General features: G+C 31.5%; 29 protein-coding genes. 13 read left to right on the top strand and 16 right to left on the bottom strand.

Translation table 11 applies throughout. The features are described from left to right. Nucleotides 1-74 precede the first annotated feature (74 nt). Both gmk and N5E64_RS10955 read right to left on the bottom strand, forming a co-directional pair. A complete protein-coding gene (gene gmk, locus N5E64_RS10960; protein WP_221854349.1) occupies nt 75-641 on the bottom strand; it encodes a guanylate kinase in 567 nt (188 codons plus the stop codon). Beyond that, nucleotides 641-1,501, bottom strand: a complete 861-nt coding sequence (locus N5E64_RS10955; RefSeq protein ID WP_236688172.1) for a YicC/YloC family endoribonuclease — start codon at nt 1,499-1,501, stop codon at nt 641-643. Before N5E64_RS10955 ends, gmk begins: the two co-directional genes overlap by 1 nt. 149 nt (nt 1,502-1,650) lie before the next feature. Here N5E64_RS10955 and N5E64_RS10950 point away from each other — a divergent pair, with 149 nt between their 5' ends. Further along, nucleotides 1,651-2,961 carry a DUF4026 domain-containing protein gene (locus N5E64_RS10950; RefSeq protein ID WP_280037590.1) on the top strand — a complete coding sequence of 437 codons (1,311 nt, stop codon included), beginning with the start codon at nt 1,651-1,653 and terminating at the stop codon, nt 2,959-2,961. On the opposite strand, the gene hutI is transcribed toward N5E64_RS10950, so the two are convergent. The 6 genes from hutI to hemH form a co-directional block, all read right to left on the bottom strand. After that, nucleotides 2,951-4,180: an imidazolonepropionase gene (hutI, locus tag N5E64_RS10945; protein WP_280037588.1), complete on the bottom strand. Its 1,230-nt coding sequence runs from the start codon at nt 4,178-4,180 to the stop codon at nt 2,951-2,953. The two genes, N5E64_RS10950 and hutI, sit on opposite strands and share 11 nt — an antisense overlap. A gap of 113 nt (nt 4,181-4,293) precedes the next feature. Next, nucleotides 4,294-4,623, bottom strand: a complete 330-nt coding sequence (locus N5E64_RS15745; RefSeq protein ID WP_347881231.1) for a GNAT family protein — start codon at nt 4,621-4,623, stop codon at nt 4,294-4,296. Between the two features lie 211 nt (nt 4,624-4,834). Then, the gene (locus tag N5E64_RS10935) at nt 4,835-5,044 is read right to left on the bottom strand and encodes a hypothetical protein (RefSeq protein ID WP_125348759.1); all 210 of its coding nucleotides are present in this window, start codon (nt 5,042-5,044) and stop codon (nt 4,835-4,837) included. A 70-nt stretch (nt 5,045-5,114) separates the two neighbouring features. Next, complete coding sequence (locus N5E64_RS10930; protein ID WP_280037585.1) at nt 5,115-6,167, bottom strand: DUF3078 domain-containing protein; 1,053 nt, start codon at nt 6,165-6,167, stop codon at nt 5,115-5,117. A gap of 25 nt (nt 6,168-6,192) precedes the next feature. After that, nucleotides 6,193-7,293, bottom strand: coding sequence for a DUF3078 domain-containing protein (locus N5E64_RS10925; RefSeq protein WP_280037584.1), 1,101 nt, complete (start codon nt 7,291-7,293; stop codon nt 6,193-6,195). 81 nt (nt 7,294-7,374) lie between these two features. Beyond that, nucleotides 7,375-8,358 carry a ferrochelatase gene (hemH, locus tag N5E64_RS10920; RefSeq protein ID WP_280037582.1) on the bottom strand — a complete coding sequence of 328 codons (984 nt, stop codon included), beginning with the start codon at nt 8,356-8,358 and terminating at the stop codon, nt 7,375-7,377. A gap of 108 nt (nt 8,359-8,466) precedes the next feature. On the opposite strand from hemH, the gene ruvB reads away from it, so the two are divergent. The 7 genes from ruvB (at nt 8,467) to N5E64_RS10885 (ending at nt 14,769) form a co-directional block, all read left to right on the top strand. Next, nucleotides 8,467-9,504 (top strand): Holliday junction branch migration DNA helicase RuvB, encoded by a 1,038-nt coding sequence (ruvB, locus tag N5E64_RS10915; protein WP_115001446.1) that lies wholly within the window; start codon nt 8,467-8,469, stop codon nt 9,502-9,504. Between the two features lie 220 nt (nt 9,505-9,724). Then, complete coding sequence (gene queG, locus N5E64_RS10910; protein ID WP_125348763.1) at nt 9,725-10,666, top strand: tRNA epoxyqueuosine(34) reductase QueG; 942 nt, start codon at nt 9,725-9,727, stop codon at nt 10,664-10,666. A 41-nt stretch (nt 10,667-10,707) separates the two neighbouring features. Further along, complete coding sequence (locus N5E64_RS10905; protein WP_125348764.1) at nt 10,708-12,561, top strand: protein O-mannosyl-transferase family; 1,854 nt, start codon at nt 10,708-10,710, stop codon at nt 12,559-12,561. Between the two features lie 71 nt (nt 12,562-12,632). Continuing rightward, nucleotides 12,633-13,313, top strand: a complete 681-nt coding sequence (locus N5E64_RS10900) for a hypothetical protein (RefSeq protein ID WP_125348765.1) — start codon at nt 12,633-12,635, stop codon at nt 13,311-13,313. A 46-nt stretch (nt 13,314-13,359) separates the two neighbouring features. Further along, nucleotides 13,360-13,674, top strand: a complete 315-nt coding sequence (locus tag N5E64_RS10895; protein WP_038332094.1) for a hypothetical protein — start codon at nt 13,360-13,362, stop codon at nt 13,672-13,674. Nucleotides 13,675-13,726: 52 nt separating this feature from the next. Further along, nucleotides 13,727-14,221 carry a hypothetical protein gene (locus tag N5E64_RS10890; RefSeq protein ID WP_038332097.1) on the top strand — a complete coding sequence of 165 codons (495 nt, stop codon included), beginning with the start codon at nt 13,727-13,729 and terminating at the stop codon, nt 14,219-14,221. A gap of 29 nt (nt 14,222-14,250) precedes the next feature. Then, the gene (locus N5E64_RS10885; protein WP_052217554.1) at nt 14,251-14,769 is read left to right on the top strand and encodes a hypothetical protein; all 519 of its coding nucleotides are present in this window, start codon (nt 14,251-14,253) and stop codon (nt 14,767-14,769) included. A gap of 52 nt (nt 14,770-14,821) precedes the next feature. Here the strand turns inward: N5E64_RS10885 and N5E64_RS10880 are convergent, their stop codons facing one another. Both N5E64_RS10880 and N5E64_RS10875 read right to left on the bottom strand, forming a co-directional pair. Then, nucleotides 14,822-15,871 (bottom strand): endonuclease, encoded by a 1,050-nt coding sequence (locus N5E64_RS10880; RefSeq protein ID WP_280037580.1) that lies wholly within the window; start codon nt 15,869-15,871, stop codon nt 14,822-14,824. Nucleotides 15,872-15,942: 71 nt separating this feature from the next. Further along, entirely contained in the window at nt 15,943-16,821 is an 879-nt protein-coding gene (locus N5E64_RS10875; RefSeq protein WP_125348767.1) for an AraC family transcriptional regulator, read from the bottom strand. A 196-nt stretch (nt 16,822-17,017) separates the two neighbouring features. On the opposite strand from N5E64_RS10875, the gene hemA reads away from it, so the two are divergent. The 4 genes from hemA to hemE are packed head-to-tail and all read left to right on the top strand — an operon-like array spanning nt 17,018 to nt 20,891. Beyond that, nucleotides 17,018-18,265, top strand: a complete 1,248-nt coding sequence (hemA, locus tag N5E64_RS10870) for a glutamyl-tRNA reductase (protein WP_219033603.1) — start codon at nt 17,018-17,020, stop codon at nt 18,263-18,265. A gap of 7 nt (nt 18,266-18,272) precedes the next feature. After that, nucleotides 18,273-19,199, top strand: coding sequence for a hydroxymethylbilane synthase (gene hemC / locus N5E64_RS10865; RefSeq protein WP_221854357.1), 927 nt, complete (start codon nt 18,273-18,275; stop codon nt 19,197-19,199). Continuing rightward, nucleotides 19,199-19,876, top strand: coding sequence for a uroporphyrinogen-III synthase (locus N5E64_RS10860; RefSeq protein WP_181816324.1), 678 nt, complete (start codon nt 19,199-19,201; stop codon nt 19,874-19,876). The genes hemC and N5E64_RS10860 overlap by 1 nt, the downstream gene beginning before the upstream one ends. Next, a complete protein-coding gene (hemE, locus tag N5E64_RS10855) occupies nt 19,863-20,891 on the top strand; it encodes a uroporphyrinogen decarboxylase (protein ID WP_125348769.1) in 1,029 nt (342 codons plus the stop codon). The genes N5E64_RS10860 and hemE overlap by 14 nt, the downstream gene beginning before the upstream one ends. Before the next feature lie 44 nt (nt 20,892-20,935). On the opposite strand, the gene N5E64_RS10850 is transcribed toward hemE, so the two are convergent. Beyond that, nucleotides 20,936-21,604 (bottom strand): hypothetical protein, encoded by a 669-nt coding sequence (locus N5E64_RS10850; protein WP_125348770.1) that lies wholly within the window; start codon nt 21,602-21,604, stop codon nt 20,936-20,938. Between the two features lie 160 nt (nt 21,605-21,764). Between N5E64_RS10850 and N5E64_RS10845 the strand changes: the two genes are divergently transcribed. Then, on the top strand, nt 21,765-22,544 hold the full coding sequence (locus N5E64_RS10845) for a superoxide dismutase (protein ID WP_260391927.1): 780 nt from the start codon (nt 21,765-21,767) through the stop codon (nt 22,542-22,544). Between the two features lie 68 nt (nt 22,545-22,612). Here N5E64_RS10845 and N5E64_RS10840 read toward each other — a convergent pair whose 3' ends face one another. The 5 genes from N5E64_RS10840 to rplM all read right to left on the bottom strand — a co-directional run bounded on the left by N5E64_RS10840 (nt 22,613) and on the right by rplM (nt 25,727). After that, a complete protein-coding gene (locus N5E64_RS10840) occupies nt 22,613-22,936 on the bottom strand; it encodes a T9SS type A sorting domain-containing protein (RefSeq protein WP_115001418.1) in 324 nt (107 codons plus the stop codon). A 129-nt stretch (nt 22,937-23,065) separates the two neighbouring features. Next, nucleotides 23,066-23,890: a translation elongation factor Ts gene (tsf, locus tag N5E64_RS10835; protein WP_038334478.1), complete on the bottom strand. Its 825-nt coding sequence runs from the start codon at nt 23,888-23,890 to the stop codon at nt 23,066-23,068. 114 nt (nt 23,891-24,004) lie between these two features. Further along, nucleotides 24,005-24,751, bottom strand: a complete 747-nt coding sequence (rpsB, locus tag N5E64_RS10830; RefSeq protein ID WP_038334479.1) for a 30S ribosomal protein S2 — start codon at nt 24,749-24,751, stop codon at nt 24,005-24,007. A gap of 124 nt (nt 24,752-24,875) precedes the next feature. After that, nucleotides 24,876-25,262: a 30S ribosomal protein S9 gene (gene rpsI / locus N5E64_RS10825; protein ID WP_038334481.1), complete on the bottom strand. Its 387-nt coding sequence runs from the start codon at nt 25,260-25,262 to the stop codon at nt 24,876-24,878. A gap of 9 nt (nt 25,263-25,271) precedes the next feature. Continuing rightward, nucleotides 25,272-25,727, bottom strand: a complete 456-nt coding sequence (gene rplM, locus N5E64_RS10820) for a 50S ribosomal protein L13 (protein ID WP_038334665.1) — start codon at nt 25,725-25,727, stop codon at nt 25,272-25,274. Nucleotides 25,728-25,962 lie beyond the last annotated feature (235 nt).

Genomic DNA, 25,962 nt, shown 5'->3' with positions numbered 1-25,962 from the left:
TCGAAAGCTAAAGATAACAAAAATGCCTCGATTTTATTTATTCGAGGCATTTATATCATGATGATTAAAAATTATTATTTAATAAAATCTGTAATAATTTCTAAGGTTTTTGCTTTTGCAGTTTCTAAATCGTCGTTCAATAAAATGATATCAAACTCTTTAGCTTTTTCCATTTCAATTCCTGCTTTATCAATACGTTGTTTCAATTTATCTTCGCTTTCTGTGTTGCGAGAAATTAAACGTTCTTTCAATATTTCCAAAGATGGAGGATTTACAAATACTGTTAAACATTGATCTCCGTACAATTTTTTGATATTCAATGCACCAATAACATCAATATCAAAAATTACAGAATTTCCTTCAGATGTAATGCGATCAACTTCCGATTTTAAAGTTCCGTAAAAATTATCGCGGTAAACTTCTTCGTGCTCTACGAATTCGTCGTTTGCAATTTTTGCCTTAAATTCTTCTGGTGTTAAGAAATAATAGTCTTCTCCGTGAGTTTCACCTTCGCGTTTATCTCTAGTTGTACAAGAAATAGAAAATTTGATATTCTCCAATTGTTCTAAAGCGTAACGAACCAAAGTTGTTTTTCCTGCGCCTGATGGAGCCGAAAAGACGATTAATTTTCCTTTTTTCATTATAAAATGTTTAACGATTGTTCTTTAATTTTTTCTAATTCATCTTTCATCTGAACAACAATTTTTTGCATTTCAGAATGATTTGATTTAGAACCTAATGTATTGATTTCACGACCAATTTCTTGCGAAATAAATCCTAGTTTTTTTCCATTTGATTCAGTTCCAGCTAATTCTTTTAAGAAATATTCGCAATGGTTTTTTAGACGAACTTTTTCTTCTGTGATATCAAATTTCTCCAAATAGAAAATTAATTCTTGTTCGAAACGATTTTGATCAACATCAACTTTTAATTCTTCTAAACGTTTATTGAAACGTTCTTTTATAGTTTCAATTCGTTCTTTTTCAAAAGGGACAACTTGTGTTAAAAGCTCAAGAATGTTATTCAAGTTTAAAGTCAAATATTTCTCTAAAACTTTTCCTTCATCTAATCTAAATTGATTTAATGCGTCGATCGCATCAATAATTGTTGCGCGAATTTGATTCCATTCGTCTTCACTCAAATCGTCTTGCGTGTACGAAATAACGTCTGGAAGGCGCATTACTACAGGCAATAATTCACCATCAGTCACATTTGGTGTGATTGATTTAAATTCTGCCATATAACTTTTGATTAATTCAGCATTTATATTTTGATTTCTTGCAGCAGGATTTAACTCTACTAACATCGAAAAATCAACTTTTCCACGTTGAACTTTTTCTGAAATAAGGTTTCTGATTTCTAATTCTTTTTCACGATAAAAAGAAGGAATTCTCGTGTTTAAATCTAGTGTTTTACTGTTTAAAGAACGGATTTCTATCGTTACTTTTTTCTCAGGTAATTCCAATACGGATTTACCGTAACCTGTCATAGATGCTATCATAATTGTAAAATTATGCGAACAAAATTACAATAAATTAACGTAATGCGAACTGAATTATCATCTTTAATCATTTTAAAGTTTAACATTTTGCTAAAATTTTGATGAACTTAAAACATTTATCTTTAACAAAAAACAAACTAAAAATAACTATGACAAATCAAGAATTGTACAAAGGAATTGCAGAGGATGGATTGAGTTTACCTTCTACAATGGGAATTTTTCCTTCGTCGAAAGATTTTGTATTTTCAAGAGAATCAATTGAAAAAAGTCTAAAATCAACCGATTATTTTCAATTAATCAATTTTGATCTTATCGAGATTGATAAAGACGAAAATGGAGCTGTAAAGCAAGAATATCAACTTGTAGTGTCTTATTTGGAGGAAGAATTTGATGTGAATTTGTATGTTGTGGATGCGAGAAGTAATGATTATTCTGAATTTGGTTTTGGAAATATGATTTCGGACGAAGAAATGGAAATTGCAACGCAACAAGATTTTTATTTGGAATCTGTGATGTATTTTGGAAATGATGCATTGGATAGTTTTCATTTGCAATTAAAAATTATGCAAGCAATTGTTGAAAATCCGTCTATTGTTGTCGATTTTATGCCTTATCGTTTGCTTTCTGGTAAATGGGCGAAAGTAACAGCAGAGTCAAAAATTCCGCCTGCGCCTTCGTATTTATATGTGATACATGGCGTTTATGATGAGGACGAAAATGGCGATCGCCTGTATTGGATGCATACGCACGGTTTGCATCGTTGCGGTTCTGTGGAGTTGGAAATGTTGAACATCAAAGATGGAGTAGAGCAGATGAATTCGGCTTTGGATATGATTGTAAATGCGTTTATCAAACCAGATTTTCGTTCGCCAGAAAATGAAGAATTTAATATTGGTTATGATGGTTTGGATATTACATTTTGTTGGAAACGTTGGGAAGATGTGGTGAAAGATTTTCCTGCAACAATTCCGGGAGGTTATAATGAGCGTCAGCCAGAAAACGAAAATTACGAGCCTTGTGGTGTTTTGTTAGCTGTGCAAGAAGGACATACATTGACGCCAGAAGTTTATGCGGCGACAATTGCAGATAATCCGATTTTCTTTATCAGCGATCAGGAAACGGAACGAATGTCAGCCTTGGCTTATCAACGTTTTGAATCGTATAAAAAAGCATTTAACACGTATTTTAATCCAGAAGCAGATGAAGAGAATTATTATCGATTTTTAATCAAATTAGGATTTGATGTTGATCATGAAATGAATAAGGAACATATTTGGTTTGATGTGTACGGAATCAATGAAAACAATGAAATTTTTGGTGTTTGTTTGAATCGTCCTTATGCTGTAGAAGGTTTAAATGAAGGAGATGAAGGTCTTTATCCGCAAGAAATGATTACCGATTGGTTAATTTACACGCCGACAAATACCATCACTCCTGATAATATTTACACTATTGATTAATCAACACGCCATTTTTCCAAACATGCGTTGGTTGTAATTGCCCTTGATAATAGATAATATTACGATAATCAAAGGTAGAGAAGCTGATAAAATCGGCTTTTTTACCTTTTTCTATTGTTCCTCGATCAGCTAAATTCAATGCTTTTGCCGCACGAAAAGTAATTGCCGCCAAAACTTCTGCCATTGATAATTTCTCGAAAGTAGCCAAAACAGAAGCTTGTGTCAAAAGATTTCCCATCGGAGCAGAGCCAGGATTCCAATCCGAAGCAATCGAAACGCAACAACCAGCATCTAACAATTTTCGAGCAGGTGCATATTGCATTCCCAAACCGATAGAAGCGCCAGGTAAAACAGTTGCAACAACATTAGAATTCGCAAGGTTTTTCACTTCTTCTTCTCCTGAAAATTCTAAATGATCTGCACTCAAAGCATCGAATTTTGTAGCTAAATAACTTCCTCCAGCTGTAAATTGATCAGCGTGAATCGTAATATCAAAACCTTGATTTTTTGCTTCGTTTAAGAAATAATCGCCTTCCTCAACAGAGAAAGCAGATTGTTCCACAAAAATATCGATACGATTTGCTAAATCATCAGATTTTAATTTAGGAAAAACTTCTTTCACCAAAAGTTCTAAATATTCTTTGTTCGAACCTTCAAAATCTTTAGGTTTCATATGCGCACCTAAAAAAGTAGGAATCAAATCGATTTCACTTTCTTGATTCGCCATATTTATCGCTTCTAACATTTTAATTTCACCTTCAACAGAGAGAGCATAACCCGATTTTACTTCAGCAGTTGTGATTCCTTGTTTAGCTAATTGCGCAATATGTTTTAGCGTAATATCTTTCAGTTCGTCAACTGTTTTCTTACGCGTTTCTGTTACAGTAGACCAAATTCCGCCACCACTTTTGGCAATTTCTAAATAAGTTTTTCCATCCAAACGCATTGCGAAATCTTTGGCGCGATTTCCTCCAAAACAAACATGTGTGTGTGAATCTACAAATCCTGGAAGAAGAATTTGTTCTGTTTCAATTCGTTCAATTTGGATGTTTGGATGTTGTTGAGAAAGCGTTTCGAAATTTCCTATTTCTACAATTGTTTCATCATCAATAATAATTCCCCCATCTTCGAGAACTTCGACTTGGTTTTCGTGAATAGCACCTTTTAAAGGTAAATTGGCAAGTGTTATAATTTGTTTGAAAGGACCGATTAATTTCATTTTTGTTGTTTTAATAACACAAGTTTACGAAATTTAAGGGAGAATTTGTAGATAAGCTGAACTTGTTATCAAATAAGATATGATTCTAAAATGAGTTTGGAATGACTTAATATTTATAGAATGTCACTCGATAATATAGCGTAGCCATAATTATCTGCCCAGCCAGATTTTAGAGGAAGTAATTGTCTTGTATGCGCTTCTCGTATCATGCCAACTTTTTCAAGAACTTTGTAAGAACCAATATTTTCAATTGCGCATCCAGCTTCAATTCTATGAAGATTTAAAGTATTAAAACCAAAAGAAATAATTTCTTTTAAAGCTTCTGTAGCAAAGCCTTTATTCCAAAAATCTGGATGAAGTTTAAACCAAACTTCTGCATTCTTGTATTTAGCCCGACCTAAATTTAAAGAAATTAATCCATCAAATTGATTGTCATTTTCGATAACAAAAGTATAAGCTTGTGGTTGTTCTCCTTGATTAGATTTTACTAAATCTTTTACATGAAGAATTGTAACCTCTATATTTTCTGGAATTCCTACGTGTTGTATTAATCAACTTCTTCGATAGAATGTAATTGATGAATTGTTTCAGTATCATCAAGTGTGACTGGTCTCAAAGTTAAACGTTCAGTTTTAAGAATTACATTCATAAAAATTACTTTTTCTTCAAATAAGTAGGGTCGTTAGGGTATTTGATAACTTTGACTAATGTAATAATTGTAAAAATAACGAAGATTAATATCACGATTGCGCTAAGAATGATGCGGTTATTTTGTTCGTTGTTGAACCCAAGGTAAAACTCGAAAGCTGCCCAAACAATCATTAAAATTTGTGGTAATAGTGCGCCGAAAATATTTTTTGTCATTTTATTCTTCTATTGAGCTTTAAAAATAAGAAAAATAAAAAACCTGCTTATTAAAAGCAGGTTGAAAATATTATTGAGTGACTAATTTTGTTTCATTAAGAATTGGTTCTCTTTTCAGAATATTTGTTGCTACTTCTACAGTTTCTTCTTTTTCTTCGAAAATTGGTGCTTCTTGCATAAATGCAGTTGCTGGAGCTTCTTCTATTTTTGGTGGAGTGTTATCAAATTTGTAATTAAATCCGATTCCAAGTGTTTGTTTTATCTGTGTTTTTTTGATTTGATCTTCATCATATAGTAAATTTAAACTTACTTGTGCCGAGACAAACTTGTTCACTTTCATATCCAAAATTCCTTGATAAGCAACGTCCATATTTCCGAAATTTTTCAGATAATCAGCGTAAATTCCAACACGGTTATCATAAGAAATTCCTTCCATAATTTGTAGTTTGTATCGCGCACCTAAATATGCACCAAACTCGAATAAAGTTGTATCGCCATCATTTTTAAGTCCAAAGTTTCCTTTTTTCTGTAAATCTTTGTCCAAAACAAATGTCATTCTTGGTGTAAATGGATGAATATTAACTTGGAAATTTTCGTTTGGTTTGTAATCCGCACCCAAACCTAAACTTAAATAACCTGGAGCCATCAAGCCTGAGATCTTCGTTTTTGGATCTGTTGAATAATCAAAACCATCTGTAAATTGTGTACGGAAATTCATAGAAGCAGCTAAATACCAATGATTTCCGATGCTGTATCCGTAAGAAGAAGTAAGGTCTATCACATCATTTGTTTTGCGAGAACTTTCGCCTTTGTTAGTCTGGATTCCGTATCCCAAAACAACACGATTATCCCAAATATGTTTCTCTCTTGTTAAATTAAATTCATAATCAACATTTCCGTTTAATGCAAACGAATTTACACCACCTGCAACCCAATTACTGAATGCACTTTGAGAAAATAAAAGTGAATTATTTCCCGAAACGAACCATCCTGGTTGACGACCATCAAATTTTTGATCTTTTAAATAGCGCTTGCTATCAGTAGTTACTTTACCATCTTTTACTGTTTGCGCAAAAGTTATAGCACTTCCTAAAATTGCTAATACAAATAAAATTTTTTTCATATAGATTTGATTGATTTATATAAACTTACTCCAAAAATATGGATTCTGATTTAATATATGTTGATTTTTCGTCAATTGTATTTTTATCGAAAACTTCGTCATAGTTGTGTTTATCCAGTTTTACTCTAGGTAATTTGACTGGTGAAATGCCAGATGTATCAAAATAAGGGAGGATTTCTCTTTTTCGACGTTTCTTTTTATCTTTTTTCTTGGTACTATCTATTTTATAAGTTAAACCAATTCCGAGGGCTTGTTTAAACTGTGTTTGAGTAACTTGATCTTCATCATAAATCAAATTGATGGTTAATTGTGTGGACATAAAATTATTAATTTTCATGTCTAATAATCCAGCATATACAATATCGAGGTTATAAAATTTGTTCGAATAATTAGAGAAAATTCCAATATTATTATCGTAAGTTACGTTATCAAAAAGTTTCATTTTGTATCGACCACCTAAATATGCTCCAACTTCAAAAAGAAACGTATCTCCATCATTTCGCAAACCATAAGTTCCTTTCTTTTGCAAATCTTTGTCTGCTACAATTGTTGTTCTTGATGTTAAAGGTTGAAAACTGACAGAAAAATTAGAATTTGGCGTATAATTCGCACCGACCCCAATTGTTACATATGCAGGCGCAAATAAGTTTGATAGTTTTGTTTTTGGAGTTGTTCCGTAATTGTAACCCGCAGAAAACTGTGAACGAATATTAAGTGATGAGGTTAGATACCACTTTTCTTTTATCAAATATCCATAAGAAGTTGTGATATTTAGATTGTCAGCAGTCTTACGCGTTCCATTGGTTTTATTGTCTAAAAAACCATATTCAAAAATAAAACGATTGTCCCAAAAGTGTTTCTTTTTTCGGAAATTAAATTCGTAATCAGCTTTAGCATTTAGTGAAACCGAATTTTCACCTCCTGCCATCCAATTGGAAAAGGTATTTTGATTAACGGTTAAAGTATTTGCACCATAAATTTCCCAACCCGATTTTCGTCCTGTAGTATCCACTTTGGATTTCAGATATTTTCGACCATCAATAATTAGATTTCCACTAGTATCTAAAAATTGAGCCGAACTAAAAAGTGATAGGACTAAAAATATAATTGAGAAAATTAGTCTCATTTTAAAAAAAATATCTTTGTTTAAAATTGAAAAATTCCAAACAAAGATATCTAATTTATTTTGTAAGGCTAAATACCTTTCTTAATTATTTTGCCAACCTTTCAACCATTTCACTAATGTATCCACCCAATCTTGACGATCATTCAAACAAGGGATATATGTAAATTGTTCACCACCAGCTTTTAAGAATTCTTCTCGACCTTCCATCGAAATTTCTTCCAAAGTCTCCAAACAATCCGAAACAAAGGCAGGGGTGCAAACCGCTAAATTCTTAACGCCTTGTGCAGGAAATTCTTCTAACATGTGGTCTGTATAAGGTTTAATCCAAGGGTCACGACCTAAACGAGACTGAAAAGAAGTGGTATATTTATCTTCTGGTAATTGCAAATATTCGGTTACCAAACGTGTCGTTTCAAAACATTGATTACGATAAGTTTCAATAGGTAATTTGCTCACTTTTGCAGCACGAAGTGCTTTATTATCGTGACGTTCTGGAATTCCGTGATAAGAAAACAATAATTTATCAAAATTCTCAGGTAATTTTTCTTTGATTGATTCAGCTAAAACTTTGATATAATCTGGATGATTGTAAAAAGCTTTCAAGAAATTAATCTTAGTGTCTTTGTAACTTTTTTTCTGAATTTCAAGCACTTTATCCGCAACAGTTTCTGTAGAAGACATCGTGTATTGAGGGTATAAAGGAACAACCAAAATGTCGCGAACTCCTTTGTCATAAAGCTCTTGTAAACCAGCTTCTATTGAAGGGTTTTTGTAACGCATTGCCAAAACAACTGGAATATCCATTTGTTTTTGTACCATATCTCTCAAAATTTTAGAGTAAACAATCAAAGGAGAACCTTCTTTTGTCCAAATTTTTCGGTAAGCTTCAGCAGATTTTTCTGGTCTTTTTGGTAAAATAAATAATTCAACAACAGTTTTACGAATAATCCAAGGAGAATCTAAAACTTTCTTATCCATTAAAAATTCGCGTAAATAAGTTCTTACGTCTTCAACATTGGTAGAATCGGGCGAACCTAAATTCACTAATAATATTCCTTTGCTCATAATTCTTTTTATCTAAAAAAATATTGCGTTCTTTGTAGGTGTAAAAGTACGGAGGATAATTTAATTTGTCCTTCGTAATATCATCATTATAATTTATATCATCATTTTATGTCAGATTTATTAAATCCTGATAAAGAATTTTATCCAGACGACGATCTAAATCACGAAAATACTGTTCGTCCGCAAAGTTTTGATGATTTTGCTGGGCAAGCGCATATTCTAGAGAATTTAGAAGTTTTCGTAAAGGCGTCTAAACTTCGAGGCGAAGCGTTGGATCACGTTTTGTTGCATGGACCTCCAGGTTTGGGAAAAACGACATTGGCAAATATTATTGCAAATGAATTAGGAGTTGGAATTAAAATTACTTCTGGACCAGTTCTCGATAAACCAAGTGATTTAGCTGGTTTGTTAACGAATTTGGAAGAAAATGATGTGCTTTTTATTGATGAAATTCATCGTATGTCCCCCGTTATCGAAGAATATTTGTATTCGGCAATGGAAGATTTTAAGATTGATATTATGATCGAGTCTGGACCAAATGCTCGTTCGGTTCAAATTGGTTTGAATCCTTTTACATTAATTGGCGCAACAACACGTTCTGGTTTATTAACTGCGCCGCTTCGTGCTCGTTTTGGAATTAATTTCCGTTTCGAATATTATAATGTTGAATTATTAAGTACGATTGTTGAACGTTCTTCTCGTATTTTAGATACACCAATTGACGAAAGAGCAGCAATAGAAATTGCAGGTCGTAGTCGTGGAACACCTCGTATAGCAAATGCATTATTGAGAAGGACTCGAGATTTTGCACAAATTAAAGGAAATGGAAAAATTGATTTATCAATTGCTGAATTTTCTCTAAAAGCCTTGAAAGTTGATGATAATGGTTTAGATGAAATGGATAACCGAATTTTATCAACGATCATCGAAAAATTTAAAGGAGGACCAGTCGGAATTACAACTTTGGCAACAGCAGTTGGAGAAAATGGCGGAACGTTGGAAGAAGTTTATGAACCGTATTTGATTCAAGAAGGTTATTTGATGCGCACTGCGCGTGGACGTATTGCAACAGAAAAAGCATACAAGCATATTGGGGTAAAATATCGTGGCGAAAATTCACCTCAAACTGATTTGTTTGATTTGTAATTTTGCTCTAAGTTCGCTGTCATTCTGAGCTTGTCGAAGAATCTTTATATGTTTCGATCCGATTTTTTTATTTTAACGAATAGAAAATCACTTAACACGACATATTATTCTTGCGTTAGGAGGAATCTAAGATTCTTCATTTCACTCACGTTTCATTCAGAATGATAAAATTTAATCTCGTCGATATAATAATTATAAATTCATAATTACGAATTAACTAATGCTCCTTCAAACAGAAGAACATATCAAAATAAAATGGTCCCAACGAATCAAAGAAAAAGCTGAAGCGTTGGGATTTATTTCTTGTGGTATAGCCAAAGCTGATTTTTTGGAAGAAGAAGCACCTCATTTAGAAGCTTGGTTGAAGAATGATTTTCACGGTGAAATGCAGTATATGGAAAATCATTTTGATATGCGATTGGATCCTCGAATTTTGGTCGAAGGAGCAAAATCTGTAATTTCGTTGGCGTATAATTATTACCAAAATTTAGATCGAAATCCAAATTCTTACAAGGTTGCGATGTATGCGCAAGGCGAAGATTATCATTTTGTCGTGAAGGAAAAAGTACGCGAATTATTAGATTTTATTCAAGAAGAAATAGGAGAAGTGAACGGAAGAGCTTTTACCGATTCAGCACCAATTCTGGAACATGCTTGGGCTAGAAAAGCTGGAATTGGTTGGGTAGGAAAAAATTCGTTAACATTGTCTAAACAAAAAGGCTCATTTTTCTTTTTATCCGAATTAATTATTGATTTGGATTTAGCTTATGATTCTCCAATTGAAACTGATCATTGTGGAAAATGTACGCGTTGTATTGATGCTTGCCCAACTGAGGCAATCTTACCCAATAAAACAGTGAACGGAAGTCAGTGTATTTCGTATTTTACAATTGAATTGAAAGATCAAATTCCGACCGAAATGAAAGGGAAATTTGATGATTGGATTTTTGGTTGTGATGTTTGTCAAGAAGTTTGTCCGTGGAATCGTTTTTCATTGCAAACGAAAGAAACTCGTTTTGTTGGTAACGAAAAGATTAATCAATTCTCGAAGAAAGATTGGGAAGAAATTACAGAGGATGTTTTTCGAAAAATTTTTAACAAATCACCTGTAAAACGTACAAAATTTGATGGTTTGAAAAGAAATATCGATTTTGTAAAATAAAATTAGATAATTTCTGTTTAAGTATTATTTAAATTGGAATTATGTTAAGCAAAAAGATTGTAGATAATAGTTTATTAATTATTATTTTAGTATTCTTTTCTATACTATATTATTTTACACTTTATCCTGGAGTAGGGGGGAGAGTCAACTTTGGAGATTCTGCTAAGTTTCAATTTTTATGGGCTATAGATGGAGTTCCACATTCAACTGGTTATCCTCAGTATACATTTATTACAAAAATGTTTGCTCAATATTTACCTTTTTTTGAACCATGGAAAAGAATATCAATATTATCAACATTATTTGGAGTGGCAACGTTAGCAGTTTTATATAAAACAGCATTGTCATTGACAAAAGACAGTTTTGTAAGTTTATTACCAGTTATTACGCTTGGTAGTTGTTATGTTTTTTGGAGTCAATCAACAGAACCAGAGGTTTATACATTGAATTCTTTTTATCTAGTTTCAACACTTTTCTGTTTAATAAATTATTATTACACTCGTAAAAATACGTATTTATACTTATCTATTTTTATTTATGCAATTAGCTTTGGAAATCATCTTATGATGATAACTTTTCTACCAGCATTTGTTTATTTGATATATGTGGTAGATAAGAAATTATTTTTTCAACCAAAATTTATTATTATAACGTTTTTATCAATTCTAATCGGAATAAGTCAATATTATTATTTATGGTATTTAGCACATCAAGAATCTATTGGGTTAGAGTATGTAGGTTATAATCCTACATTTAATCATTTTGTAGATTATGTAACAGGAGGGCAATTCCGAGATCAATTAAATAATAATCTTGGGTTATACTATATATTTTCCGAGTCGTTATCAATTATGTTAACCCAAATATGGAAGAATATTGGATGGTCTATTTTAATAATATTAATTATCTGCTTCTTTTCTAAAAGAGATAATACAAAAAGTGATCATCAAATTAAATTTTTTTTACTAATAGCTTTACTTTGCCATATTATTTTTACTTCTCGTTATGATATAGGCGATATTGTTGTTTATTATATACCTATATTCATTTATATTTCACTATTTTTTTTAATCTATTTGAATTCAATAATTTCAAAGAAAACTAAAATAATAATTATAGTTCTACATGTTTTATTAGGTTTTATTTTTATTAATCAAACAAATAAAAAATTGGATAAAATAAGTCTTAATCCAATGAATGAATTAGAAATTTATGCGAATTCTATTCCTGATAATTCTACATTGTTTTTACCTCATGCTCCGTTTTATGATTATTATGGAGCAATGGCTGTTAATTATATGAAATTTGTGGATAATCCTAAAAGTTTAAATATTCTGCAAGCACTTGATCCAAATCAATTACCAAAAGAGTTTTATATTCCCGTAAAATATGCGCAAGAAATTCCACAAGATCTTTATCTATTAAGCTATTTAGATCTTCAGAAAGAAGAAAATATAGTTGATTTTATCAATTCAAATAAAAGTAAAACAATTATTATTTCTGCAAAAGATGAGGCTGTAAATGGTTTGAATGATAATGATAAATTAGGTTTAAAAAAGATTGGTTTAAATAAAATTGATAAATTACAAATTAGAGGTTCTTATTTAGCTATTATTAATAATAATAAAGTTATCGCAGAAGAATTAGATAATTTTGATGTTGTAAAAATAACTGATATAGATTTACCATATGATAAACATCTTAATAAATTAACATCTGCAGGATATTTATCAGGAAATTACTCAAACATTATTATAGATAACAAGGATTATTCTATGAATCAAAAAGGGCTGAACATTGTAGTGATTGATGAAAAAGGAATATACGCTAATTATTCTGATACCAATATTTCTAATTTGATTTATCCATTTATGTATAAGATGACTTTAAAGTAAAATCACTATAATTCGTGAAAATTTTTGGTTTAGATTTTGTTAGCTTTACTTCAAGAAAATCGAATCAAAAAATGAAAAAAAGTTTATTCATTCTTACTACTTTTTTAGGCTATTTTGTGCAAGCTCAATTTGGGATTGTGCAAGATAAAGATGGTTTTTCAAATGTGAGAGATGAGAAAAATATTTCGTCTAAAATTGTTGCTAAAGTCAATTCAAATTCAATTTATCCAATTGATTCTGATGAAGAAAAATCGAAATGGTATTTGGTTGAATATCAGCCTGAAAAAGCTGGTTATGTTTACTATGATCGAATCAAAAAGTTAGAAGATTTTGAAACTATTTCACCAACTTCAGTCAATGATTCTAAAATAGAATTTTCGGTTGCTGATTATACCATTCAGCTCGAAACGAAAGAATTTAATTCGAAAAAACATAAAATTTTCAAGGAAAGTGATTTTGTTTATGCGATTGATGAAAAAGATTTTTTTGGTTCGGATGGAATGATTCCTCAAACAGAATTCAAATCGTTTAAAATATCATTCAAAGGAAAAGAAATTATCATTCCAAAAGAATATTTTATCAATTTATATAATGCGAATTTATCAGCAACAAAACTTACTTACAATAAAGAGTTAAATCAATATTATTTGTTCGGTACATATAGCGATGGAGCTGGTGTTTATGATGCACTTTGGGTTTTGGATAATGGAAAAATTGTAAAACATATTGCTCAAATTAATGCTTATGCTTAGTCGATTTTTTTCAATTTTAGGGTGCTTCTTGCTATTCACTTCGATAATGTTTGCTCAAAAAGTAACGACTTCCAAATTTGGAGATATTTCGTACGAAATGAAGCAAAAACAAGTTGCAGCTTTAACACCAAATCAATTAGCTCTTTATGATGTAAATAATGCAGAAATGCCTGAACAGGACATTGAGTTGAATGGAATTAAATATCATATTTCGTACTATAAAAATTTGAAAACAAAACAATTCGAAGTATGTATGGTTTCGTCTGTCAGCTCTAAACTTTTGACTTTATCAGGAATAAAAGTTGGAAGTTCGTTGGACGATTTATGGAAAGCGTACAAAAAATATGATATTTCGGTGTAAGATATTTTTGAAGATGATGAGACAGAATCGGGATATTTAAACAATAAAATTTATGAGGATTAAAATAACTTTATTAGGATTTTTCTTGCTTTCGGTTGTTGGATTTGGTCAGATTTCTACAACACGAATGAATGAACTGAAAATTGGTATGCGTCCGTTCGAAGTGTTGAAATTGTTAGGTGAAGAAATTGCTGCAATTGTTGATGAAGGAGAAACGAATGTCACCCTAAAAGGGATTGATTATACAATCGAAATAAGAAGTGGTTATTTGAGTAAAACAGAAAATGACACCTATTTAAGTTCTATTTCTACAACAAGTAAAAATATCAAAACTTTGTCTGGAATTGGAATTGGTAGTACGTTGGAGGATTTGTGGAAAGCTTATTCGTCAAAATATAATGTGTTTTTGGATAAATCGAATAATAATAACAGAGAATTTAGAATTGATGATAGAGAAAATGGTGTTATATTGACTTTTTCTTTGAAAAATGAAATTGTAACAACAATAAGATTGAGTTCTTATAACCCAGAAGAATGTACACTTTAAAATAATGATTAAAACCTAAATACATAAAAATGAAAAAAATATTTTTTATAGCTGCTTTTGTAGCTGGAATAGCTTTGCAAGCGCAAGTTTCTACAACTCGTATTAATGACGTAAAACTTGGAATGAAATTGTCTGAATTAGAAAAATTAACTGGACAAAAATTCAAAATAAAATTGAATGAATATGGTTATCCTGATGGTGATGTAACAATTGTCTCTAAAGGAGTAACATATAAAGTTGGATTGACAACAAATGGTGAGGAGACAGCAGGTTCTTCTACTTTAACTGTATATAGTGTAAAGTCTTCGGATTCTAGTCTTAAAACATTATCTGGAATTAAAATTGGCTCATCTTTGGATGAGTTAATTAATAAATATAAAAATCTGAATATTTCTATTTTCGATGGTTATGATGATAAAACGGATAAAAGAACAAAAGCTTTTCGTTATTTTAATGTTGAAGATTATGATAATGGATCGATTCTACAATTTTATTTAGTGAATGATAAAGTAGTTTCTTTCGATGTAATGTATAATGAAGGTTGTTAAAATGAATAAACAAAAAATTCCAACTCTTAGAGTTGGAATTTTTTGTTTAAAATTATTTCTTAATCACTTTTTTCGTGATGATGTTTCCATCTTTTAGGTGAATAGATAAAATATACATTCCAGCTGGATAATTTTTCAAATTAACTTCCGAACCTAATTCAATTCCAAGTAAACGACCGTTAAAATCATATAAATTCACATAATCAAAATTCTTAGCATTAATCTTTACTTTGTCTGTTGTTGGATTAGGAAAAACTTCTACAAGCGTTTGTTGATAATTGTAATCGTTCGCAGATAATTCAGTCCAAGTATTTTCGGCTTTATCTCCTCCCCAAATCAACGTTGCTAAATACGGATTATCAATAAATGGATTTCGACTTCCTTGCGTTTCGGCAATAATTTCGTTTCGAACTTTCTCAAATTCAGATACTTTATCCTGCACATTCCATTTCAGAAACATATCTGGCATTCCATCATTATTGGTTGTTGTCGTATTGTTGTACGCAACTAATTGCGGATCAGTTTCCAACCCATAATGTACATACATATACATAATAATTCGCGCCACATCTCCCGTCCATTCATCACCAGGATAAAAACCTCCATTGATTAATTTGGCTTGCCCTGTCACATCTTGTGCCCATTTTTCACGATAAGCATTGTTACTTCTAGTCGAATTTAATTGTCTATCAACTGCGCGTAAATTATGTGCATCTGTCCCTGTTCCTGGATAACTAGTCGTCAAAACAGGATTTGCCCACGATTTCGGAAAAACGTGTTCGCGTTCCCATTTTCCATTTGCATTACCGCCTGTAGTATTTCTATTGTTGACATCACGAGTGCGTTGTTCAGCATAAACAGTAGAATTATCAGTAAAACCATAAATCAATAAAACTCTATCTTTAGAGCCTATTTCTAAATCTGATTTCATTAAAATATCCCAAACAGTTTTGTAACTAACCGCATGATGCGTAGCATTGATTAAATCGTGTAATTCTTCCTTTATCGTTTTTCCATTTTGTTTAAAATCAATCCCTTCATAATAGTCGGGTTGTTGCGCAAAAGCGGCAAAAGGAAATAAAAGAAGTAAAAATTTTTGCATAACTATTTATAAATATTTAACAAAAGTAAGTATTTAATAAATGATATTAAGATTAACAATTCTTAAATTTTTTACTGAAATTGTTTAATGTATTGTTTAGGCGTTAAGCCATATTTCTTCTTAAATGCTGATATAAAATGAGATGGGTTTTCATAACCAATTTCAAAAGAAATATCTTTTACCATTTGTTGATTTTCTTCTAATTTATGCAAGGCATATTCCAGTTTTTTATCCAACAAATAACCATAAACAGTTGTCCCATAAAGTTCTTTGAAACCTTCTTTCAGATGGTATTCCGATATCGAAAATTTTTCGCAAAGTTGTTTGATGGTTGGCGGATTTTTAAAATCAGCTAATAAATAATCTTTTATTTCTTTAATTCGTTTTCCTTCATTTTCATCATTCAAGAAAGGACAATGTTCGGTTTGACTTTCAATTTCAGAAAAATAAAGGGTGAATAATTCGTACATTTTTCCAATCAAAAATAAATTTTGAAATTGCGGAGAAAGTTTCATTTGTTCAATTTGATTCAAAACTAATTTTATTGAAGGTCCAATTTCTCGTTCAATATAAAATTTTTCTTGCGTCATACTCGAAATCAAATTATTCTGAATTTGATATTCTGCAAACAATTGATGTAATTTCTGAATAGACAAAACCACAATATAAACCTTGCTTTCGGCATTTATATTCAACGATAATGGAATGTCCAATGTCGGATAATAGAACAAAAAGCTTTTTCCTTCGTTCAAATTGATTTTATAAATACCATTATTAAAATTAAATGTCAACGAACCTTTTGTACAAAAATAGAATTGTATATAACGCTTGTCAATTCCTTTCAGAATCGTGTCTGTAGAAGCTGTAAAGTTGTCTATTTGAGCGATAAATACGTCTGTTGACAATTTATACTCGTTAATTTTACTTTTATGGGTATTTTTTAATTCCATTTTGAATAATGAGGTTTGTCATATAAAAAACGTGATAATTGTCAACTTCGCTCTTTATAATGGTTTACATACAAATATAAACCTTTAATTTATAATTATTCTAAAAAAGCAAACTTTAATTTTTAGCGTTATTTTTTCTTTTTAAAGTTATTTTTCGAAGACTTTTGAAACTACTTTTGTATCAGTATTTGAAGAAATGGCAATTAGAGGTAATAAAACGGAAGAAAATTTTTACGTAATCGGAATCAGTTATGAAAAAGCTGACGCCATTACACGTGGTAAATTTACATTTTTCCCGGAACAAGTTGAAACGTTTACGCAAGATTCTAAAACGAATGGATTAGAAAACTTTTTTATTGTATCAACTTGTAATCGTACTGAATTTTATGGTTTTGCAGAAAACGAAGATCAAATCGTTGAGCAATATTGTAAATACACAGAAGGTAATGCAGATGAATTCCGTCAATTTATGATGGTAAAAGAAGGAGAAGAAGCGATTACACATTTATTCCGTGTTTCGTCGGGATTAGAAAGTCAGATTTTAGGTGATTTTGATATCATCGGACAAATCAAAATTTGGTTTTCTCGTTTCAAAAAACAAGGTGCATCAAATGCTTTTTTAGAGCGTTTGGTAAATACTGCGATTCAAATTAGTAAAAAAGTGAAGAACGAAACTTTCTTAAGTAACGGTTCTGCTTCGGTTGCATATTCAGCGGTTAATTTTATTCAAGCAACGCAAGGAAACTTAGTTGACAAAAATATTTTGTTGTACGGAATTGGTAAAATTGGTCGTAATACGTGTGCTAATTTGGTCAAACATTATCCAAATACAAACATTACGCTAATCAATCGTACAAAAGAAAAGGCAGAAATTCTTGGACTGAAATACGATATTACCGTAAAAGATCACAGCGAATTAAAAGAAGAATTACAAAAAACAGATATTCTAATTGTTGCAACGGGAGCAAGTAATTACACGATTACAGAAGAAATGATTCCGTTCGATAAGGAAATGACGATTATTGATATGTCAGTTCCAGAAAATGTAATTCATACATTGGCTGCTCGCGAATCTATTCAATTGGTAAATGTAGATGGATTATCTAAAATGGTAGACGATACAATTGCGCAACGTCGCAATGCAATTCCAGAAGCATTGGCAATTATAGAGGAGCATTCTACAGAGTTTTACGAATGGTTAGAAACCAGAGAATTGGTTCCAGCTATTCAATCTTTCAAAGATAGATTAGACTTTTTTCAGAGTTTTGCTTTAAATAACTTGAAAAAAGACAATGTAAATATCGACGAAAATGAAACGATTTTAACTGAAAAAGTAATTCAGAAAATTACAAATCAGTTTGCTTCTTATTTGATCGAAAATAAAGAAAACGCAGACGAAACAATTCAGTTAATCGAAAAAATGTTTCATTTAAAACAAGCTTAATACAATCATGAAAACAATAAAAATTGGTACACGTCAAAGTCCGTTAGCGCTTTGGCAAGCCAATAAAGTTGCTTCTATTCTTGAGGCAAAAGGTCATCCAACAGAAATCGTTCCGATTACTTCTGAAGGCGATGCAAATCTAAAACAACCCATTTATTCATTAGGTTTAACAGGTGTTTTTACGCGTTCATTGGACATTGCTTTGTTGAATGATCAAGTAGATATTGCGGTTCATTCGTTGAAAGATGTGCCAACTGTTTTACCAGAAAAATTAGAGTTGATTGCATATCCAGAACGCGCAAGTTCTGCGGATATTTTGGTGTACAAATCGGAAGATATTTTCGAGAAAAAACATCGTGTTATCGCTACTGGATCTTTGCGTCGTAAAGCATTTTGGAATCATAAATATCCAAATGATACGATTGTAGATTTACGTGGAAATGTGCAATTACGTCTGAAAAAGTTGCAAGATAATGCAGATTGGGACGGAGCTGTTTTTGCTTTTGCAGGTTTGGATCGTTCAGAAATTTTAGATGAATTGGCAGAAAAAGGTCTTCATTATAAAGTGATTGATTGGATGATTGCTGCACCATCACAAGGAATTTTAGGAATTGTAGCCAAAGAAGGTTTGGATTTGAGTGATATTAATAATCCTCAATGTGAACTTTTTGCAACGGTAGAACGTCAATTTTTGAATGTTTTAGAAGGTGGTTGTACAGCGCCAATTGGAGCATTAGTTGAGAAAATTGATGAAGAAAATTACTCCTTCAAAGGAGCAATTTTAACCATTGATGGACAAGAAATGATTTCAATCGAAAGACAATTCAAAGCAGATGAATATTTGACGAAAGGTCGCGAATTTGCTGAAGAATGTATTGCACAAGGTGCAGCAAAAATGATTGAACAAATAAAAAAAGAAATCGGAACGAAATAGTGCGAACGAAGGTTTTATTCACGAAGTTAATTTCTTCTGAATTGCTTGAAAAAGAATTTGGAACTGATGTTGAGGTGGTTTGTAAACCAACTTTACAAATCGATTTGACTTCGAAAAATGAAATTTATGCACAGATTGATGAATCCGTTCATCAGTTTATCGTGACGAGTCAAAATACTGTAAATGCCATTCAAGATTTGGAATTGAATGGTCATTTTTTTGTTGTTGGAAAAAAAACGGCAGAAAAACTAAAAGCGCAAAACAGAGATGTTGTGTTGGTTGAAGATTATGCAGAAGATTTAGCTTCGAAATTAATTTCAGGAAATTATTCTCCGAAATGGAATTTCTTATGTGGTTCTTCCCGTCGAGATTTGTTGGTGAATGAATTATCAAAAGCAAATCACGAAGTCAATCAAATTATAACATATCAATCAGGGCAAATTGTTTATCAATTAAATGAAACATTTGATGTGTATGCTTTTTTTAGTCCGTTGTCATTCAAAGCGTTTCATCAACAAAATGAAATTTCAGAAAGTTCGCGTATTTTTACAATCGGAAATACAACAACTTCTGCGATAGAAGAAGTTTATCCAAATCATGAAATTATAACTGCGCAAACACCATTGGTGGAAGTAGTTATTGAAAATATAAAAAAATACATCAATGATAAAAAATGATTTGCTTTTAAAAGCATTGAGAGGTGAGGAGGTAGAGCGTCCGCCAGTGTGGATGATGCGTCAAGCAGGACGTTATTTACCAGAGTTTATCGAATTGAGAGATAAATATGATTTCTTTACACGTTGTCAAACGCCAGAGTTAGCGGCTGAAATTACAGTTCAACCAATTCGTCGTTTTCCGTTAGATGCAGCAATTATCTTTTCAGATATTTTGGTTGTGCCACAAGCAATGGGAATGAATTTCGAGATGAAACCTGGTGTTGGTCCTTGGTTAGAGAATCCTATTCGTACAGCTCAAGATGTAGAAAAAGTTTATATTCCTGATGTTGAAGAAGAGTTAGGATACGTTTATGCAGCGATGGATATTACAAAGAAAGAGTTGGACAATAAAATTCCGTTGATTGGTTTTGCAGGTTCGCCTTGGACATTGTTGTGTTATGCAGTGGAAGGTCGTGGTTCTAAATCTTTTGATCAAGCGAAAGGTTTTTGTTTCCAAAATCCAGTTGCAGCACACCAATTATTAGAAAAAATTACACAAACAACGATTCAATATTTGTTGAAAAAAGTGGAACATGGTGCAAATGTGATTCAGATTTTTGATTCTTGGGGTGGAATGTTATCGCCAAAAGATTATGATGAATTTTCTTGGAAATACATCGAGCAAATTGTAAACGAAGTTTCTAAAGTAGTTCCTGTAACTGTTTTTGCAAAAGGTTGTTGGTTTGCTTTAGAGAAAATGGCCGATTCTAAAGCATCTGCTTTGGGTGTTGATTGGACGATTACGCCACAATTAGCGCGCGAGTTTACAGGTTTCAAAAAGACGTTACAAGGTAACTTTGATCCTTCTCGTTTGTTATCTCCGCCAGAAACTATTCAGCAAATGGTAAAAGAAATGATTGACGATTTTGGTCCGTATAAATATATTGCCAATTTAGGTCACGGAATTTTACCAAATATTCCAGTAGAAAATGCACAAGCTTTTATAGAAGCTGTTGTAAATTATAAGAGAGATTAAGAAACTCGATATAATATGAAAACCTTCCGTGATGGAAGGTTTTTTTATTGAATATATAATTTAAATTTTACGATTGTACTAAGATCTTTTGCATAATAAGCGATCCAATAATAATTATTCTCTTTACTTAAAATTCTATATTTATATTTTTCTCCTTTTCTACTAAATGATTTTTTCATTGAATTATTGCTTTCTAAAAACTCAAGATTAAAATCATAATTATTCTCCCAATGTAATTTTAGTTTAGAAAAAGATTCATCAATAAAATATTCAATCCAATTATTATTTTCAATTTTTACAATTGTTTTATCTCCTTCATAATCAAAATAATATAATTCAGAAGCTGATTTAATTAATTTATACTCTTTTTTATTGATTGTTGATTTAGGCAAATTTTCTAAATTAATCCAGTTTTCATTATTTTTTTCAGAGAATTTTCTTATTATATCAGTGTATTCTTTACAATTTTTTTGAAATCTATAAAAAATAGCTTCTTCTTCAGCTTGAATTTCTTCTTTTGAAAAATCTTTAAAATATTCAACTAAACTAACATCTTGATTAACTAAATTAACACTTTCTAAATCATTAAGATTTTTATTTTTTGTAAGGATCTTACAAAGATTGTTAATTAACAAATCTCTCTTATCATCTATATTTTGAGAAAAAGATATTGAACAAATTAAAAATAGAATATAAGTTAAGTAATATTTCATCTTTGGTTTTTATAAAATTAATAAAAAATATGAAATAAGTAATTTTTTAAAATTAGATGACTTTAACAGAAAATTAAAAGAAATCAATTTTATATTCGATAGTTTTAGTATATTTTAGTAGAAATATTAATATTATAAGTAAACTACATAAAAGAATAAGATGAAAAAGGGTATATTTTTGATGTCAGTTTTGGGTGTTCTTTTCTTTGTTCAGTCATGCGAAACGAAGAAAGAAAATGCTGACTCAACAACTAAAGAAGTTGTAAAACAAGATACAGTGCAAGCTGCTACAGAGTCTGTTGGAAATCCTACAGATGTTAAAGCTGACCCAGGAACTTTCCAAATTAAACCGTTGAAATATGGTTACGATGAATTGAACGAATACATTGATGCAAAAACAATGGAAATTCATTTCTCTAAACATTATTTAGGTTACATCAACAAATTGAATACGGCGTTAAAGGAAGCAAATATCAAATCGAATGATATTGTAGATATTTTGAAAAAAATGGATATGAATAATGCTGCTTTACGTAACAATGCTGGTGGATATTACAATCATATGCTATATTTCGATATTATGTCTCCAACGCCACAGAAAGCACCTACAGGAGATCTTAAAGCGAAGATTGATGCAACATTTGGTTCGACAGAAGAATTAATGAAACAATTGGACGAAGCAGGTTCTAAACGTTTTGGTTCTGGTTGGGCTTGGTTGGTTGTAAAAGAAGATGGTTCTTTAGCTGTTACAAGTACAGCAAATCAAGATAATCCATTAATGCCAGGAGCAGAAGTTGCAGGAACGCCAATTTTAGGAATTGATGTTTGGGAACATGCTTATTACTTAAAATATCAAAACAAACGTGATGATTATTTGAAAGCGTTTAACAATGTTTTGGATTGGAAACAAGTTGAAGAAAATTATAAGAAAGCAAAATAGTCTTTCTAATTACAAACAAAAAAGCTTCTCAAATTTTTGAGAAGCTTTTTTGTTTTATATGAATAATCTTAATTCTTAATTAACGATTGTGTTTCTGTTGTTCCATCTTCATTAAAAACGCGAACAATGTATTTTCCTTTTTTCAAACTTTGTACGTTAAAGTTTGCTTTCTGGCTTCCGTCTAATTTTTTATTCATCACTTCATTTCCAATAATCGAGTATATAGATACCGAACTTGCTTTCGATGGATTATCAAATTTTATTGTAAACGTAGAACTCGCAGGATTTGGATAAATGCTAACAGAGCCTTTGTCCTGATCAAATCTCGACTGAGCTGATGCAGATGTTATGGTGAATAAAAATATAGTTATAAATAGTATAAAGTGTTTCATATGCTTGTAATCCTAACAAATATAAAAATAATTAATTATAAAACAAACATTTCAAAATATATACCAAACAAAAAAGTGATGCTAAATTTTAGCATCACTTTAAGATATATAATAAAAATTATAAACTTATTATAAGCTGTAACGGATAAATCCAGTTACTTTCAAGTCAGCGTTAACAGCTTTAACGACATCTTGAACAGAAGTTTTTCCGTCTTTGATTGACGCTTGGTGAACTAATGTATTCTCTTTGAAGAATTTTTGTAATTTACCTTGAGCGATGTTTTCAATCATGTTTTCTGGTTTACCTTCTGCAACTAAAGTTTCTCTAGCGATAGATAATTCAGTGTCAATTACAGATTGAGCAACAGAAGTTTCATCTAATGCTACTGGGTTCATAGCAGCAACTTGCATAGCAACGTCACGAGCTACTTCAGAAGCACCTTCTACGTTAGCAGATAAAGAAACTACAGCACCAATTTTGTTACCAGCGTGGATGTAAGAATTAACGATAGCACCTTCGATAGCTTGGAAAGTTCCAATTTCGATTTTTTCTCCAATAACACCTGTTTGCTCAGTTAATTTTTCACCAACTGTAATTCCTGCGAATGGTAAAGCTAATAATTCTTCTTTAGAGTTAACTGTTAAAGCTAAATCAGCGATTTCGTTAGCCATAGCAACGAAAGCTTCATTTTTAGCAACGAAGTCAGTCTCACAGTTCAAAGCGATAACGATACCTTTAGTTTGGTCAGCGTTAACTTTAGCGATAACTGCACCTTCTGTAGAATCACGGTCAGCTCTTTTAGCAGCTACTTTTTGTCCTTGTTTACGTAAAACTTCTACAGCTTTATCGAAATCTCCACCAGCTTCTTCTAAAGCTTTTTTAGAATCCATCATTCCCGCACCAGTTGCGTTTCTTAATTTACTTACCTCAGCGGCTGTTGCTTTGTAGCTCATAGTAATATTTTTATTTTGTTTCTTAATATTTTAAATAAAAGTAGCTCGTACACCACAAAGTGGTGTAGGAGCTACAAGGTATATTATATCGATGAATTGATCATCAAGTTAATGTTAAGCTTCTTTTGTTTCAGCTCCTTCTTCTTTACCTTCTTTTGCTTTTTCTTTTTCTGCTTTACGTGTAGATAAACCAGCTTTGATAGAATCAGCTACTGTAGATAAGATGATATCGATAGATTTAGAAGCATCATCATTTGCAGGGATTGGGAAATCTACTTGACGAGGGTCAGTATTTGTATCAACCATTGCAAAGATTGGAATACCCAATTTTTGAGCTTCTGCTACAGCGATGTGCTCACGTACGATATCTACAATAAATACTGCAGATGGTAAACGTGTCATATCAGCGATAGAACCTAAGTTTTTCTCTAAAGATGCTCTTTGACGATCAACTTGTAATCTTTCTTTTTTAGATAGTGTTTCAAACGTACCGTCTTTTTTCATACGATCGATTGAATTCATTTTTTTAACTGCTTTACGGATAGTAACAAAGTTAGTTAACATCCCACCAGGCCAACGTTCTGTAATATAAGGCATGTTGATTTCTTCAGCATGCTTAGCTACAACATCTTTTGCTTGTTTTTTAGTTGCAACAAAAAGAACTTTACGTCCAGATGCAGCAATTTTTCCTAAAGCTTCAGATGCTTCATCTAATTTCACTGCAGTTTTGTGAAGATCGATGATGTGGATTCCGTTTTTCTCCATAAAAATATAAGGAGCCATAGCCGGATTCCATTTTCTTGTTAAGTGACCAAAGTGCACACCAGCACCTAATAAGTCCTTTACATTTACTTTTGCCATTTTCTTTTTTTTAGTTTACGTTCCGTTATCTCAACAAGCAACAAACAAGTGGTCGAAAAATTCTAGCCTTATTTGTTTAGATGCTAAACCAACGGAAAATGGATTTTTTAATGAATTGAATAAATTAACGTTTAGAGAATTGGAATTTCTTACGCGCTTTCTTTTGACCGAATTTTTTACGTTCAACCATACGTGGGTCACGTGTTAATAACCCTTCTGGTTTTAATTGTAAACGAAAATCTGCGTCAACTTCACATAAAGCTCTAGAAATAGCTAAACGAATTGCTTCAGCTTGACCAGTGATTCCACCACCAAATACTTTGATATCTACATTGTATTTCTCTTTTGTACCAGTGATTAAAAATGGTTGTTCTACTTTGTATTGTAATACTGCTGTAGGGAAGTAGATTGCTAACTCGCGCCCGTTAATGAAGATTTCTCCATTACCTTCTTGTAAGTATACACGAGCAACAGATGTTTTTCTACGTCCGATTTTATGAACTATTGCCATGGAATTAGATTATAAATATTCGTTAATATCGATTTGTTTTGGTTGTTGAGCTTCGTGATTGTGCTCAGTACCAACAAATACATGTAAATTAGTCAATAATTTACTACCTAATTTATTTTTAGGTAACATTCCTTTTACTGACTTTTCGATTAAGCGTACAGGATCTTTTGCAAAAACTTCTTTCGCAGTTAAAGATCTTTGTCCACCTGGGTAACCTGTGTGACGGATGTATAATTTGTCATCCCATTTGTTACCTGTTAATTGAATTTTGTCAGCGTTTAAAACAATTACATAATCTCCACAATCTGCATGAGGAGTGAAGTTTGTTTTGTGCTTACCTCTGATAAGCTTCGCAACACCTGACGCTAAACGACCTAATGATAAGTCAGAAGCGTCCACAACTACCCATTCTTTCTGAGCAGTTTCTTTGTTGGCTGATGAAGTTTTGTAACTTAACGTGTCCACTATCTTGATTTTTAATATTTTATAAATTACCGACAATCCGATCGGGGTGCAAATGTACAAAATGATTCTGTTTTCCCAAAAGATTTTAGGAATTATTCGTCATTTTGATGGATTTGTACCATTTAGATGGTTGTCAAAACGTTTGCAAAATTACGTTAATTAATTGAATATCCAATATTTTTTTCGAATTAGACGTTCTATTTAATCGATTGATTGTATGAAAAAGAATTCGTTT

It is taken from the genome of Empedobacter sp. GD03739 (assembly GCF_029843245.1).
GTDB lineage: Bacteria > Bacteroidota > Bacteroidia > Flavobacteriales > Weeksellaceae > Empedobacter > Empedobacter falsenii_B.
This window is presented reverse-complemented; position numbering and strand designations above follow the sequence as displayed.